General features: G+C 54.1%; 13 protein-coding genes. 6 read left to right on the forward strand and 7 right to left on the reverse strand.

What is annotated here, in order from left to right:
• The first annotated feature begins 164 nt into the window (after nt 1-164).
• Together hrcA and QEV83_RS05345 are read left to right on the forward strand one after the other, a co-directional pair.
• Nucleotides 165-1,250: a heat-inducible transcriptional repressor HrcA gene (gene hrcA, locus QEV83_RS05340; RefSeq protein WP_280130200.1), complete on the forward strand. Its 1,086-nt coding sequence runs from the start codon at nt 165-167 to the stop codon at nt 1,248-1,250.
• Nucleotides 1,251-1,696: 446 nt separating this feature from the next.
• A complete protein-coding gene (locus QEV83_RS05345; RefSeq protein ID WP_280130201.1) occupies nt 1,697-3,382 on the forward strand; it encodes a tetratricopeptide repeat protein in 1,686 nt (561 codons plus the stop codon).
• A 57-nt stretch (nt 3,383-3,439) separates the two neighbouring features.
• On the opposite strand, the gene QEV83_RS05350 is transcribed toward QEV83_RS05345, so the two are convergent.
• Nucleotides 3,440-4,791, reverse strand: a protein-coding gene (locus QEV83_RS05350) for an IS3 family transposase (protein ID WP_280128402.1) whose coding sequence is annotated in 2 segments (ribosomal slippage) — nt 3,440-4,455 and nt 4,455-4,791 — 1,353 coding nt in all. Because the reading frame shifts where the segments join, the coding sequence is not laid out codon by codon here.
• Nucleotides 4,792-4,812: 21 nt separating this feature from the next.
• On the opposite strand from QEV83_RS05350, the gene QEV83_RS05355 reads away from it, so the two are divergent.
• Complete coding sequence (locus QEV83_RS05355) at nt 4,813-5,997, forward strand: DUF6165 family protein (RefSeq protein ID WP_280130202.1); 1,185 nt, start codon at nt 4,813-4,815, stop codon at nt 5,995-5,997.
• 308 nt (nt 5,998-6,305) lie between these two features.
• The gene (locus QEV83_RS05360; RefSeq protein WP_280130203.1) at nt 6,306-7,115 is read left to right on the forward strand and encodes a lytic murein transglycosylase; all 810 of its coding nucleotides are present in this window, start codon (nt 6,306-6,308) and stop codon (nt 7,113-7,115) included.
• A gap of 159 nt (nt 7,116-7,274) precedes the next feature.
• Here QEV83_RS05360 and tolB read toward each other — a convergent pair whose 3' ends face one another.
• From tolB to ybgC, 5 genes are all read right to left on the reverse strand, one after another.
• Nucleotides 7,275-8,549: a Tol-Pal system beta propeller repeat protein TolB gene (tolB, locus tag QEV83_RS05365; RefSeq protein ID WP_280130204.1), complete on the reverse strand. Its 1,275-nt coding sequence runs from the start codon at nt 8,547-8,549 to the stop codon at nt 7,275-7,277.
• Nucleotides 8,550-8,638: 89 nt separating this feature from the next.
• A complete protein-coding gene (locus QEV83_RS05370; RefSeq protein WP_280130205.1) occupies nt 8,639-9,676 on the reverse strand; it encodes a cell envelope biogenesis protein TolA in 1,038 nt (345 codons plus the stop codon).
• Nucleotides 9,677-9,736: 60 nt separating this feature from the next.
• Nucleotides 9,737-10,183: a biopolymer transporter ExbD gene (locus QEV83_RS05375; RefSeq protein WP_280130206.1), complete on the reverse strand. Its 447-nt coding sequence runs from the start codon at nt 10,181-10,183 to the stop codon at nt 9,737-9,739.
• Between the two features lie 67 nt (nt 10,184-10,250).
• The gene (gene tolQ, locus QEV83_RS05380) at nt 10,251-10,982 is read right to left on the reverse strand and encodes a protein TolQ (protein ID WP_280130207.1); all 732 of its coding nucleotides are present in this window, start codon (nt 10,980-10,982) and stop codon (nt 10,251-10,253) included.
• Between the two features lie 176 nt (nt 10,983-11,158).
• Nucleotides 11,159-11,629 (reverse strand): tol-pal system-associated acyl-CoA thioesterase, encoded by a 471-nt coding sequence (gene ybgC, locus QEV83_RS05385; protein WP_280130208.1) that lies wholly within the window; start codon nt 11,627-11,629, stop codon nt 11,159-11,161.
• A 571-nt stretch (nt 11,630-12,200) separates the two neighbouring features.
• Between ybgC and QEV83_RS05390 the strand changes: the two genes are divergently transcribed.
• Complete coding sequence (locus tag QEV83_RS05390; protein WP_280130209.1) at nt 12,201-13,226, forward strand: NAD(P)H-dependent glycerol-3-phosphate dehydrogenase; 1,026 nt, start codon at nt 12,201-12,203, stop codon at nt 13,224-13,226.
• A gap of 58 nt (nt 13,227-13,284) precedes the next feature.
• The gene (locus tag QEV83_RS05395) at nt 13,285-13,707 is read left to right on the forward strand and encodes an EVE domain-containing protein (protein WP_280130210.1); all 423 of its coding nucleotides are present in this window, start codon (nt 13,285-13,287) and stop codon (nt 13,705-13,707) included.
• 73 nt (nt 13,708-13,780) lie between these two features.
• Here the strand turns inward: QEV83_RS05395 and QEV83_RS05400 are convergent, their stop codons facing one another.
• Nucleotides 13,781-13,936 carry a DUF3309 family protein gene (locus tag QEV83_RS05400; RefSeq protein WP_280130211.1) on the reverse strand — a complete coding sequence of 52 codons (156 nt, stop codon included), beginning with the start codon at nt 13,934-13,936 and terminating at the stop codon, nt 13,781-13,783.
• Nucleotides 13,937-14,026 lie beyond the last annotated feature (90 nt).

Here is a 14,026-nt window from a genome sequence, read left to right on the forward strand (position 1 = left end):
CTAAAGAAAATGCTTTGACGTTGGGTTGCATCAGATATTTCCGCAATGCACTTTTTCCAGGGTGCCCAACAGTCGCTGTCCTGTATTCATTCTATGACCTTTGTAAGCTTGCATCTTTGGCTGCTTCCGGGCATGTTACCTGTATGGCAATTCCAGTGGAACACATGCGCGATCCGACACAGCTTGGAGCCAATGGCGTGGCCCGGCTCAACGAACGCTCGCGAGAAATTTTTCGACTTATCGTTGACGGCTACCTTGCGCATGGCGAGGCGGTTGGATCACGCCATCTTGCTCGCCTCCTTCCCACACCATTGTCGCCAGCCTCGGTTCGCAATGTTATGCAAGACCTTGAAGAGATCGGTTTGATCTATTCGCCGCACACAAGCGCAGGGCGGCTTCCAACGGAGCTGGGTCTTCGCTTTTTTGTGGATGCGCTACTAGAGTTGGGTGACGTGAGCCAGGGCGAACGAGAGCAGATCGAGGCGCAAGTGAAAGCCGCGTCACAAGAACAGACCCTAGAAGCCTTGCTAGGCGACGCTATGATGATGCTATCAGGACTAACTCGCGGCGCCGGTGTCGTTGTCACCACCAAGGATAACGCGCGGCTCAAGCATGTAGAGTTTGTCCGTATTGAGCTGGAACGCGCGCTTGCCGTTCTTGTCGCCGAGGATGGTTCGATCGAAAATCGAATCCTTCAAATTCCAGCGGGTCTCCCGCCCTCCGCCTTGAGCGAAGCCGGGAATTACCTCAATGCACGTATCAGAGGCAGGACATTGCTGGAGGTCAGAGCGGAAATCGAAGCCTCGCATGCATCGGCTGAAAAGGAACTCGGCGAATTGACCGCCCGACTCGTCGACGCAGGCCTCGCTGGATGGGCCGAATCGGCCGGACATGCTTCCCAGCTGATTGTTCGTGGGCAAGCCAATTTGTTGCAAGACCTCACCGCAATCGAGGATCTTGAGCGGATTCGTTTGCTTTTTGCCGACCTTGAAACAAAGAAGGACGTGATTGACTTGTTAACCAGGGCCGAAGGCGGTGACGGCGTCCGCATCTTCATCGGCTCGGAAAACAAGCTCTTTTCGCTATCTGGCTCATCGATGATTGCCGCGCCATTTCATGACCGGGAACAGCGCATTGTCGGAGTCCTCGGAGTCATTGGTCCGACCCGGCTGAATTACGCGCGGATTGTGCCCATGGTCGATTTCACGTCCAAAGCCGTCGCACGTTTGCTACAAACTAGATCGCCATAGCAAATCCGTTGTTAAGAGTCTTTGAACCTTTCCGGAAGCCGTTGCCTATTGAATTGTTTTTATCACGCGGGATAAGCCAGTTTCAGGCCGTTCCCACAATTCAACGCCGCTAATACCTCCCCTTCCTATGACTTTTCCTCTAATTTCAACTGGCGCTTCTTTGATCAACATGGTCAGACTTTCTTCGATAATTCCCCCAATTCTGCGCAACGAAGAACCAATCTTAGAGTGGTGCCTCCTTGGTTCTTATCGCCTCTCGCCCAAAATTGCGGTGAATGTCAGGTCCAGGAAAGGTCCATTGTGTTTAATCCTAGCTGAATGTTTCACCAGGGTCCTTACCCGATAGCGCCGGCGGAATTTTTGGCGGCCGTCACGCGGCCAACGAGCCTCAAATAGAATGCAGGACAGGTGAGATGTTCTGCCCGCGAGATAATGAGCATGGGCGAATGAGCGTTTCCCAGTTTGAACAATTGGATCGCTCCGAAGCAGACGAACCAAATAGCAGGTCCCTCCTTCGGACGGCGATCACTGAGGCATTCGCACTGCTCAACACCGGTGCGCGGCAAGAGGCAATCGACCGAATCACGCAATATCAGTCACTCGCTGCCGAGAGCGCTGCCGGATGTTATATCTTCGGATTGATCTATTTCAATGCCGACGATTTACGCCAAGCGCTCATATGGTTTAATCGTGCGCTAGCGTTACGCTCCGCATTTCCAGAATCGCTCTCCGCCCGCGCAATTGTTCTTCAACGGGTAGGTAAGCCGGAAGATGCACTCGAGTCGTTTGAGGCAAGCCTAAATCTTCGGCCCGGTGATGCCGAGACCTTGTTCAACAAGGGTGTTGTCCTACAGAGCGTTGGACGCGTCGCCGATGCTCTCGTTGCCTATGAGGATGCGTTACGGTGTAAGCCAGTCCATTCCGAAGCACTGACGAATCGTGGCGTTTTGCTTGAACGATTTGGACGCCTCGATGAGGCTCTCTCTTGCTTCGTTGCGATTGAGTTGATAACGCCTCGCGACAATTTAAACTTGTTTAACATTGGCTCTGTGTTGCAAAAACTCGGACGGCACGAGGAGGCTCTCGCCGCTTATGAGAAAGCCGCCCGGTATGGTCCACCGGACGCAGAAACAGAGCTTAACCGCGGCAATGTTCTCCAAAAGCTTGGACGCCTCGAGGAAGCCCTCACCGCCTATGATCTATCTTCGCATTACCGCCACGGTTACCCGCAGGCTCTCTACAATAAGGGGATCGCGTTACAGGGGCTTAGCCGGCCGCGCGCGGCCCTCGAAGCATATGACGCGGCACTTACCCTCGACCCTTGCTATTACGAAGCGGCCTGCAATCGAGGCAATGTCCTTTACGAACTTGGTCACCTGGATGACGCGCTTGCCGCATTCACATACACACTAAAAATTCGTCCGGGATTTATAGTGGCTTTAATCAATCGTGCCAACGTCTTGCTCCAGCTCGGCCATGCCGAAGAAGCAATTCAATCGTGTGCCGAGATCTTGCGGCGTGATCCAAATCATCCCCAGAGCCTAGGGATTGCCGGAGCTGCGTATCGTAAGCTCGGACGTCTGGATGAAGCGTTGACTAGTCTCGAAGAAGCCATCCGTCTAAATCCCGCAGCTGCGGATACTTGGCTAAATCGCGGCAACGTCTTGCAAGAGCTAGATAGGTGTTTGGACTCAATCCCGTGTTACAAGGAGGCCTTGCGCATTAAACCGAATTATCCAGAGGCCTTATCAAGTCTTGGCGTGGCTCTCAAAGAGACGGGAGAAATCGATGAGGCCCTATTCTATTTCGATGCAGCACTCAAGTATAAACCCGGCTTTCCGGATGCCCAAAATAATCGCGCTGGCGCGCTTCTTTTGAAAGGCGATTTAAGAGCAGGATTCGCGGATTTCGAGAGCCGGTGGGATCGTTCGAATGCGCCACCCAAGTCTCTCATCTTGGATTTGCCAGAGTGGGCTGGCCAAGATTTAGAGGGAAAATCAATCGTTGTTTGGGATGAGCAAGGTCTTGGGGATTTAATTCAATTTTCGCGGTATCTCCTCTTGCTTGTTGATGCAGGCGCCGATGTGACTCTGCTGTGCCGCAAAAATATGCACCTGTCCGTCGTCAGATAATTTGAGACAGATGGCGGCGTGATTTAATGGAGGACGCGGCTCATCTGATGTTTGATTTTATGCGGCGTTCAATTGGTGTTGCAAGCGACGATTTTGGATGGTGGCTCGTTTGATCCTTTCTCGTTGCAGCAGAATGGTTTGTCCTCGGCCGAAGTAGACGTCAGCCGGCGTGAGATTGTCCAGGCTCTCGTGATAGCGGCGATGATTGTAGTGATCGACGAAGGTGTCGATCCTGGCTTCCAGGTCGCCGGGCAGATAATAGTTCTCAAGCAAGACGCGATTCTTGAGCGTCTGATGCCAGCGCTCGATTTTGCCCTGTGTTTGCGGGTGGCAGGGCGCGCCGCGCACGTGATCCATGTTGCGTTTGTCCAGCCATTCGGCCAGATTGGCCGAGATGTAGGAAGGGCCATTGTCCGAGAGCAATCGCGGACGATGGACGACCTTGGCGTGATCAAGCCCCGCGGCTTGCAACGCCAGGTCGAGTGTTTCCGTGACGTCCCCGACCTTCATCGTCGTACAGAGCTTCCAGGCGATGATGTAGCGCGAGAAGTCGTCCAATATCGTGCTGAGGTAGAACCAACCCCAACCAATCACCTTGAGATAAGTGAAGTCGGTCTGCCAGAGCTGGTTGGGCGCCGTCGTCTTGTCCTTGAACTCATCGGCGGCCTTCATGACGATGTAGGCGGGACTGGCGATTAGGTCGTGCTCCTTCAGCAGGCGATAAACCGAAGCTTCCGAAACAAAATAGCTTTTTGTGTCGGTGAAGCGTGTCGCCAGTTCCCGTGGCGACAGCTCCGGCTCGTCCAGGGCCAGTTGCACGATCTGGCCCCGCACATTGTCAGGAATTCGGTTCCAGACGCGGTCGGGCCTGGGAGATCGGTCTTCCAGGGCCTCTGGCCCGCCAGTCTGGCAAAGGTCGCACCATCGATAAAAGGTGGCGCGAGAGACGCCGAGTTTCTCCAGCGTCCGGCGCGCCGGCAGATGGGATTGCTCGACCAGCCGGATGATCTCCAGTTTCTCGGAAGCCGGATATCTCATTCCTCGCTTTCCCCATCCGCGATCATGCTTTTTTTGAGCAGGCGCAATTCCAGCGCCTGCTCGGCGACGACCTCCTTCAGTGCCTGAGCTTCCCGGCGCAGGTCCTTGACCTCGCCGCTGGTCGCCGCACGCGCCGTGTCGCCCGCCAAGCGCCGCTTGCCAGCCTCCAGGAACTCCTTCGACCAGGTGTAATACAGGCTCTCGGCGATGCCCTCGCGCCGGCAGAGTTCCGCGATGCTATGCTCGCCGCGCAGGCCGTCCAGCACGATGCGGATCTTCTCCTCCGCCGAATATTGCTTGCGCGTTGCTCGGCGAATGTCCTTCACGATCCGCTCGGAGGACGACTTGGCAGTTCCGGATTTCTGGCTCATCTCCACTCCTCGATGGTTACGATGAGCCAGAAATCCTCCGTTATTCAACCCGCTAAATCTGTCTCACAGGTGCTGACGCCGGACAATATGCACCGTCTTCTTCGTACATTGCCGAAGCCCATTCGAGTGGTCGACACGCTAAACCCAAAGGAACCCTTTGCCTTTCAAAGTGCCCTCATGAGCCTTCCTTACCGCTTCAAAACCAGCATGGAGACGATTCCAGCGCCAATTCCTTATTTATATCCAGAACCAACCCTTGTTTCAAAGTGGAGAACACAACTCGGAGTTGATGGCTTTTGCGTGGGCGTTGGCTGGCAAGGCAATAAATTCATCAACCTACAAAGGTCTATACCCTTGGAATGTTTCGCGCCGCTCTCAGCAATAAAAGGCGTCCGTTTGATTAGTCTCATGAAGGATCAGGATTCTCTCAATGTAAAAGCGGCAGGGAGAGAATTTACGATCGAGGGCTTGGGAGTTCATTTTGATTCAGGCACAGACTCTTTCGTGGATTGCGCTGCGGTAATGAAAAATGTCGATCTCGTGGTTACCTCCGATACTTCGATCGCCCATCTTGCCGGGGCGTTGGGAAGGCCAGTCTTCCTTGCCCTGAAATACGTCCCAGATTGGCGGTGGCTTATGCACCGGACTGATTGCCCTTGGTACCCCACGATGAGACTTTTCCGACAGCCTGAAAAAGGGGATTGGACGTCCGTGTTTGAACAGATCGCATCATCCGTCGAGAAACTTGCAACCAAATGCGCCCCAAACACTCCGTGTCAAACGGCGACCCTTGCAATTCCCGCCGCGGTTGGAGATCTTATTGACAGGATCACGATTCTTGAAATTAAAGAAAACCAAATCGCTGAACCTGCGAAGCTGGCCAATATCCAATTCGAACTCGCTATGTTGCGGAAACTTAAAACTGAATATGGCTACGAAGGTAAGCTTGTGAAACAAATCGAAGCTGACTTGAAGGCCACCAATTTTCTTCTCTGGAAGGTCGAGGATGCGCTGCGGGAACATGAAGCCAGGGCCGATTTTGGCGAAAGCTTCGTTTGCTTGGCGCGCCAAGTTTACGTAATTAATGACCGGAGAGCTAGCCTAAAAAATAATATTAATCGGATATTTAATTCCGCAATTACCGAGGAAAAGTCCTATCCAAGATATGAGACAAGTAATGTTTCTGGATATCAACGTATAGTCTGACACGCACAGCCATATATGTAGTTGGGAGGAGAGCCTCTTTTGAGTTAACTTAGGCCTCATCGATCGTCAATTCTAGTGAAATTCGTGAGTAAACTTTTCAAACAGAACACGGCCTGTGCTAATGGTCTAGACCGCCAGCGCGGAATGAATATGTTCGTGGTGTCCTTTTCCCCTAGTATGGACCGGTTCCCCTAATATGGACCGGCGTTCTCGCGGTTTCGATCTTATCATTGCTTGGAGACCAGTGTTTTCAAGGAGGTATTGCGATCGGCTATTGGTCCAAATTCTTCTCTGCGGGAGAAACTTTCATGCAAGCGACTTTGCATATTGCAGGCCTCATATTATGCCTCCTTGGATTTGGCCCAGCAGAAGCCGCGACCTGTCGTGATCCAGCGGGATTTGACAGGTGGCTCGATGACTTTAAGAGGCAAGCTGCGGCCGAGGGCATTTCACCGCCCGCGATCAGCGCACTCGATGGAATCAGTTTCGATCCAGGGATCGTTGCTAAAGATCACGGTCAACATGTTTTTCAGCAAAGCTTTGAGCAATTCTCGGGCCGGATGGTAAATTCCTATCGTCTCCACAAGGGCCACGCGCTGATGAAACAATATGCAGCGACCTTTGACAAAATTGAAGAAGACTATGGAGTGCCGACCCCTGTGATCGTCGCGATTTGGGGCCTTGAAACAGACTTTGGTGCTGTCTCCGGCAACACACCGACGCTGCAGGCACTGGCAACACTTGCTTACGACTGCCGGCGCTCCGACAAATTTCAAGCCGAACTCATGGATGCCTTGCGGCTTATCCAGAGTGGTGATCTTTTACCCAGTGCGCATGGTGCATGGGCCGGCGAAGTCGGCCAGACTCAGTTTATGCCGTCGTCCTATCTTAAATTCGCAGTCGACTTTGACGGCGACGGCCACCGAGATCTCATGCTTAGCGTCCCTGATGTTTTGGCTTCGACCGCCAATTTCCTTCGTGGTTACGGTTGGCAACGCGGCGGATCCTGGGAACCGGGAACGGCTAATTTCGCCGTCATAAAGGAATGGAACAAGGCCGACGTTTATTCCCGGACGATTGCTTTTTTCGCAACGAGGTTGACTGGCGGCAATGAGTAGGGCACGCGGCGGGGACCTGGTTGGAGGTCACGAACATTTGCGCTTCCTCTCGCAGACATCACATTGCAAGGAACCGGTTTAACCAGTTGCTTGGCTTAGACAGAAGATAGGCAATAAAGTTGGAATCGACAGCCCCTTGTTGAACACGCCTCCCGCCATCTAATTTAGCAGCGGGCTCCAGGAGGGATCAGAACCATAATTGGGCGTTGGCACGGGAAATTCACCGCGCCCAAATATGTCGATCATAAAAATCTTAGCTCCCCCTTGGCCTCCGGGATCACGAAAGAACATGAGATAAAGCCCGTTCGGTGCCCAAGTTGGCCCCTCGTTGTGATAACCTTCGGTGAGGATACGTTCGCCTGATCCGTCGGGGTGCATCACTCCGATCGCGAAGGAACCGCTTTTTTGCTTGGTGAAAGCGATAAAATCCCCTTTTGGTGACCAGACAGGCGTCGAGTAGCGTCCTTCGCCAAACGAAATGCGTTTCGGACTTCCACCGTTTGCCGACATTATATAAAGCTGCTGACTGCCGCCGCGATCCGACTCAAACACGATTTGGGTTCCGTCTGGTGAGTAGGACGGTGAAGTATCGATTGCATTGGAATCAGAGAGCCGCGTCGTCGTACGGGTACGCAAATCCATTGTGTAGAGATTTGAGGACACACCCTGCGCAAGTGACATCGCGACCTTTTGCCCGTCCGGCGAAAACCGCGGCGCGAATGTCATGCCGGGGAAATTGCCGACAACTTCTCGCTGGCCCGTCTCGATATTCAAAAGCAGCACCTTGGGGTCTGAGGCGCCAAACGACATATAGGTTACATCCTGCGACGAAGGAGAAAACCTGGGAGTCACGACAAGATCATCGCCCCTCGTCATATAGCGCAGATTGGCGCCATCTTGGTCCATAATTGCAAGCCGCTTGCGGCGGTGTTCTGGCGGGCCTGTTTCATCCACGAATGCTATTCGGGTGTCAAAAAAGCCCTTCTCTCCTGTTATCCGTGAATAGATCGCATCCGAAATTATATGCGCGACCCTGCGTGCGTTGTTCGCGTCCGTGACATATTGGCTCCCAGCAATCTGCGCGCCCGTCCCCACGTCCCAGAGGCGAAATTCGGTTTGCAGCCTCCCATCGGCGGCACGGCTGACACGGCCTGTCACGACAAATTGCGCATTGATGATACGCCAGGAGTCCATCTGGGGAGCCTGATCGGGATTGCCAATCGTCTCGACAAAGGTCTTTGGATCGAGCGGCATCAAGACCACGGAACGCTTAAAGTTATTCGTGATAATCCCGGTCAGTTGGGTGCCCGATCCAGCGTCGCCAGTAAAAGCTGTCACAGCGATCGGGATAGGCTTGAATTCCCCGCCATGCACATTGAGGTAGCGATCCTGCTGGGCATCTGCGACCGGCGCGCAAGCCAGACCATAAAGCAAGACCGAAACCGCGATAGCTGGAGCAAAGATTTGACGGACGGATGGAAGTTTGTGACACGCAGCGCGTTGAATCACGGAGAAGCAAGATATCACAGCATTTCCTCTGGATCGAAACGAACGATCCGGCCTTTCCATTGGTCATAGTACGGCTGATATTGAGCGGGTATTCGAAGTGGATCGCAACGCCGCACGGCCCGTATAGCACTCTCCGCCAGACCGCGCAGGTTAGGATCGGAAGGAGGATTGAGAAGCATCGGCTGGCCTACGAGAGACCCTTCTGGTGTATACTGAACATGGATCTCCGGGATATATTTTTGTTGACCGCCCAGTCCCGCGTAGGCCCAACACCGCTTGTACTGCTCTTGCAGCAACCCGTCGAGTTGATCCCAAAGGGAAGGCGACATTTTGGCGGCACTTGCCGTGGGTGAACCAAGCGAGGCCAATTGGCTCAGTTCATGGCCACTCGATTGTTTCCTCTGCGGCGTATCCTTGCTTAAAAATTTAGCAATGTCGCTCAGGTCAAATTTTTGCTGCGACTCGACCGCCTCATCTCCAGATTTAGGTCTGGGCGTGGCCTTTGGTTTATCCTTTTGATGATTTCGCTCAAGCAATTTGGCCAATTCATCTGGCTTGAAATTAGGCTCTACCTTTTTTGGTGGCTCAACCGGTGGTTTTGGTTTTGGCGGCGGAGATTTTGACGCTACGGGTTCCGCTCCTTCATCAGACGGCGGCTTTGGTGGCAGCACGGCCGACTGCTTGGTTACCGGCGGCTTCGTCGCGGGCGTCACGGTTTCCTGTGGGGGGCGTTGGGCTGGCACAGCCGCGCTGTGCTCTGGCGGCTTCGGCGTCACTTGGGGATCGGCTGTCCCGGGGTCCGTTTGATGTTTCATCGGCGACGGTGGCGCGAGAACCTGCTTTGTGGAGTCAGTCTCCGACTGCTGCGGGTTGAGCTCCGCAATTTCGGCAATTTTCTCACTTCGCTGGCGTGGCTTCACCTCAGCTGCCGACTTTTCCCCCTTCATGATTTGACTGAACTGCTCTCCGGTCACCACCGCGACTGGAATGCTCTCTTGCGAATTATCGATCTGTGGCGTTCCGGAAAACGAAAATAAAGCGAGGCCGAGCAAGCAGAGATGCACGCTGCCCGAGACCGCGAGGCCAGGATTTTCCGGCACCGACATGATAGTTCAATTCTTGTTAGGGTCGGTGACCAACGCAACCTTCTTGTAGCCAGCTGCCGTGATGATCGACATGACCTCGGCAATCTTGCCGTAATTTACTTGGTTTGCGCCGCGCACGTAAATTCGTTCGTCCACACCAGCGGCCGCCGCCTCCTTCAGCTTATCTGCGAGTTCCCCGACTTGCACAGGCTGGTCCATTACGTAAACCGAGCCCTTGTCGTCAACGGCGACAGAAAGAGGCTTTTGGTCGATGTTCAGTGCCGCAGCCTTGGTTTTTGGCAAATCGATCGCAACGCCCGTCGCGAGCAGCGGTGCCGCGACCATGAAAATGATCAGCAGCACGAGGATGACGTCGATAAATGGCGTCATGTTGATTTCGGCCATGGCGCGGTAGCGAGGTACTCCCCGCCGCCCGCGTCCGCCTTTGCGCACTGCTAAGCCCGACATGCCCATCTTTTAAATCTCCAGCGCGTGGTTTAAATGTTCCCGGCGGTCACGACACCGGAAATCTAACATGTAATCAGGCCGCCCTGTCATGCACGGTGTGCTGATCGATTTGACGCGACAAAATCGCCGAAAACTCATCTGCAAAGCCTTCCAGCCGGGCCTGTTTCTTAGCGACGTCCCCTTGGAACTTGTTATAAGCGATCAAAGCTGGGATCGCCGCAAACAACCCTATCGCCGTTGCGAACAAAGCCTCCGCGATCCCTGGCGCGACGATCGCCAGCGAAGTATTGCGCGATGCGGCGATCGAGCGAAACGCCGTCATAATGCCCCAAACCGTGCCGAACAGCCCAACGAAAGGACCCGCCGACGCAACCGTCGCCAATACCAGCAAGCTCGATTCGAGCTTCTCCACCTCGCGAGCGATCGAAACGTCCAGAACCTTCTCGATGCGCGCCTGCAGGCCCATGAAAGACGAGGTAGCTCCCTGCACGGACCGCCGCCATTCCCGCATCGCAGCCACGAACAAGGCTGCCATACCAGATGCCGGGCGCGATGATAAGGTCGTATAAAGTTCGTCAAGTGAAGCGCCGGACCAAAAAACATCCTCGAATTGCGCCATCGCACGATTCGTTTTTGAAAACAGCAGAACTTTGTTGATGATGATTGCCCAACACCAGACCGAGGCCGCGAGCAAGCCTATCATAACGAGTTTCACCACAAAATGGGCGGACCAAAACATGCCGAGAAGAGAGACTTCCATAATGGGTGGCGCCAAGCCGGAAGCTGCAATATCGGCAGGGTTCATTCCATTATTCCTTCTGAAATAGATTAGGCGAAGCGCTCGCGGTGGGTCAAAACCCGTTTCAGTTATGGCTTGCCCGGGAAATCGGTCATTTCTGGGGCTTTAAATACCCCCGTCAATCCGAGCGCGCATAGGCTAGATCACCGCTAGATTTGGCCATGATCGTGGTTAAGATCTTGTTACTTGCGTGACCCGCCCTTTAAGGCCTTGAACTTTGCCAGAATTTCTGCGGGGATACGCCGAGCCTTTCCTTCTGCTACCACGGCTATCTTAACCTTTGCCGTTAGCAGAATATCATCGCGGCGCCGGATTTCCTGGTCCATCTCGATCGAAGCGCCCTTCACCGCCGAGATATTCGTCGTGACGGAAATCATGTCATCCATCAGTGCTGGCCTGAGAAATTCGATGGTCATCGCGCGCACCACGAAATGGAACCCGTTGTCGCCCCCGTCCGCAAAAATTCCCCGGTGCTCGATACCACGCGCGCGCAAAAACTCCGTGCGGCCACGTTCGAGAAACCGCAAATAGGAGGCATGATAGACAACACCGGAAAAGTCGGTGTCCTCATAATAGACCCGCACGTCGATTCGTCCGGTTTCGGCTACGAAGGTGAACTCTTCGCTTGCCCGCCCGCTTTTGTATCCCGCCATGCTTAGGAAACCGCGTCCAAACCCGTAGGCCCCAAATAAGTATCAAAGATACCGCCGCGACCAATCATAGGCGGTTCCATGCACCCCATAAATAAGCAAACTTAATGATCCACGGAGTGCTCCAAATAGCCGCCAGAGCAGCGGCTATGAATACCGAGGCAACTGCTAACTCGGTCGCAATTTGGAAACGGCTCCATTTTTGGAGTCCAAATCCGATGTAAATCGCGCCAATGACCGCAAGGAGTACGGCGGCGAATTGTTCCGACTGTGGCTTTCTAAGAAGTAAATGAAGCGGAATCGTGGCTACGGCAAGCGGGGCGCCGATGCCGGTAGAGATCTCTCAAGTGAACTTGTCATGGCAAGAAAATCCGCCGAGTTGACGAAAAAATATTTTATCCCTTCTTCGCCGCGGCAATGATGTGCCGTAAACACGGCTTGGCGCCACAAGATTGCATTCCGATCCCCGGAGGGACTATGTCCTATCAGGCAGCTTGAATTGCAAGTCGCTAGTCCCGCGAAGATGTGAGTTAACGCGAAAAAAAGAGTCACACGTAAAGAGGATTATGAGACGATGCCGCCAAGTCCTACACGGCGGATTGCCGTTCTCGGTGCTGGCGCCTGGGGCACCGCACTTGCTAATCTTGCTGCACGCCCAGGCCGTGGGGATGATGTCGAAGTTGCACTCTGGGCGCGCGATCCCGCCCACGTCGTTGAGATGATGGCCACTGGAATTAATGCCCGGCACTTGCCGGGCGTTCCCATTCTTTCAAATGTCCGTCCCATCTCGGAGCCCGCCGAGGTTCACGGCTGTGAACTCATCCTCGCCGTGATACCAGCACAGGCGCTGCGGCCAGTCCTGGAACTTTTCGCCCCATATTTGGCAAACGGCGTTCCAATTGTCGTTTGTGCCAAAGGTATCGAGAATACCACCGGACGATTCCTCAGCGAGGTCGCGGCCGAGATATTGCCGGATAATCCGCCAGCTATTCTTTCGGGACCGAGCTTTGCCACGGAGGTGGCGCAAGGCCTACCAACTGCGGTCACCGTGGCATCGTGGGATGGAGAACTCGCGGCCAAGATTGCAGGGATGCTCGCTGCGCCCACTTTCAGGCTCTATTCGTCACCGGATGTGCGAGGCGTTGAGATCGGCGGCGCGGCAAAAAACGTTCTCGCCATCGCAAGCGGAATCGCAGCCGGACGTGGCCTAGGTGCCAGCGCGGGCGCCGCTCTCATCGCCCGTGGGTTTGCGGAACTCAGCCGTTTCGGCCGTGCCCATGGCGCAAAACCGAGTACCCTAGCTGGACTTTCGGGGCTCGGTGATCTGGTTTTAACTTGTACATCCGCGATTTCGCGGAATTATGCGTTCGGTGTCGCGCTTGGCAGGGGATTGCCGATTTCTGAGGCCGTCGAGCGAAGTGGCCTTTGCGAAGGCGTTCATACTTGCGGAGTGCTCGTTGACCTCGCCCACGCGAAGGAGATTGACATGCCGATCGCGGCGGCCGTGGATGCGGTGCTTGCGGAACGGATTTCGATCGAGGAAGCGATCACGCTTTTGCTCGCACGCCCCTCGAAGGCCGAATTGGACAAAGACGATTAATGTCTACCCCGAAGGCCGAATGTAAAAATTGTTTCTCTGTCGAGCGGAGGGCATACCCTTGGCGTACTGGTTACTTAAGAGTGAACCTGGCAGCTGGTCCTGGCAAGATCAGGTCAAGGCCGGCGAGAAAGGAACGTCCTGGAACGGTGTCCGCAATCATAGCGCCAAGCTAAATTTGATGGCAATGCGCGTTAGCGATCACGCTTTCTTTTATCACTCAAATGAAGGCAAGGAAATCGTCGGGATCGTCGAAGTCACCAAATCCTATTATCCCGACCCCACAGATGTGAGCGGTAAGTTCGGCATGGTTGACGTTCGCGCGGTCGAAACACTGAACAATCCGGTTTCCCTCGACAGCATCAAAGGCAATCCACGCTTGAAAGACATGGTCCTGGCCAATAATTCACGTCTATCCGTGCAACCAGTGACGGCTTCTGAATGGAAGATCATTCACACTGAGGGGGCGAAACATAGTAAGTGAAAACTCACAACGAAGTGCAAGGGACGCGGAGCTTGCATCACTCCTATCCCCTGCGGATAAAATAGGCAGAAGCCTATAATCGGCCCATGAGTGCGAGGACCACAACGACGACAAGCACAGTGCCGAGCAGCCCGCCTGGCGCATAGCCCCAACTTGCACTGTATGGCCATGTCGGCAAGGCTCCGATGAGCAGCAAAATAAGCAGAACAACCAGGATTGTTGAAAGCATTTTATTGTCTCCTTCACTCTTCCCGGCTCCTTAATTACGATCCTTCCGCAAGGTTCCATGTCAGGCACAATCGCGATCAAAACCCACAAA

The organism is Methylocapsa sp. D3K7 (assembly GCF_029855125.1).
Lineage (GTDB): Bacteria > Pseudomonadota > Alphaproteobacteria > Rhizobiales > Beijerinckiaceae > Methylocapsa.

What these genes read in the sequence shown, in the direction of transcription:
- QEV83_RS05345 (WP_280130201.1), top strand. Translation starts at nt 1,697, where the DNA reads ATGAGCGTTTCCCAGTTTGAACAATTGGATCGCTCCGAAGCAGACGAA.
- hrcA (WP_280130200.1), top strand. Translation starts at nt 165, where the DNA reads ATGCGCGATCCGACACAGCTTGGAGCCAATGGCGTGGCCCGGCTCAAC.
- ybgC (WP_280130208.1), bottom strand. Translation starts at nt 11,629, where the DNA reads ATGGCGGGATACAAAAGCGGGCGGGCAAGCGAAGAGTTCACCTTCGTA.
- tolQ (WP_280130207.1), bottom strand. Translation starts at nt 10,982, where the DNA reads ATGAACCCTGCCGATATTGCAGCTTCCGGCTTGGCGCCACCCATTATG.
- QEV83_RS05360 (WP_280130203.1), top strand. Translation starts at nt 6,306, where the DNA reads ATGCAAGCGACTTTGCATATTGCAGGCCTCATATTATGCCTCCTTGGA.
- QEV83_RS05390 (WP_280130209.1), top strand. Translation starts at nt 12,201, where the DNA reads ATGCCGCCAAGTCCTACACGGCGGATTGCCGTTCTCGGTGCTGGCGCC.
- QEV83_RS05355 (WP_280130202.1), top strand. Translation starts at nt 4,813, where the DNA reads ATGAGCCAGAAATCCTCCGTTATTCAACCCGCTAAATCTGTCTCACAG.
- QEV83_RS05375 (WP_280130206.1), bottom strand. Translation starts at nt 10,183, where the DNA reads ATGGGCATGTCGGGCTTAGCAGTGCGCAAAGGCGGACGCGGGCGGCGG.
- QEV83_RS05400 (WP_280130211.1), bottom strand. Translation starts at nt 13,936, where the DNA reads ATGCTTTCAACAATCCTGGTTGTTCTGCTTATTTTGCTGCTCATCGGA.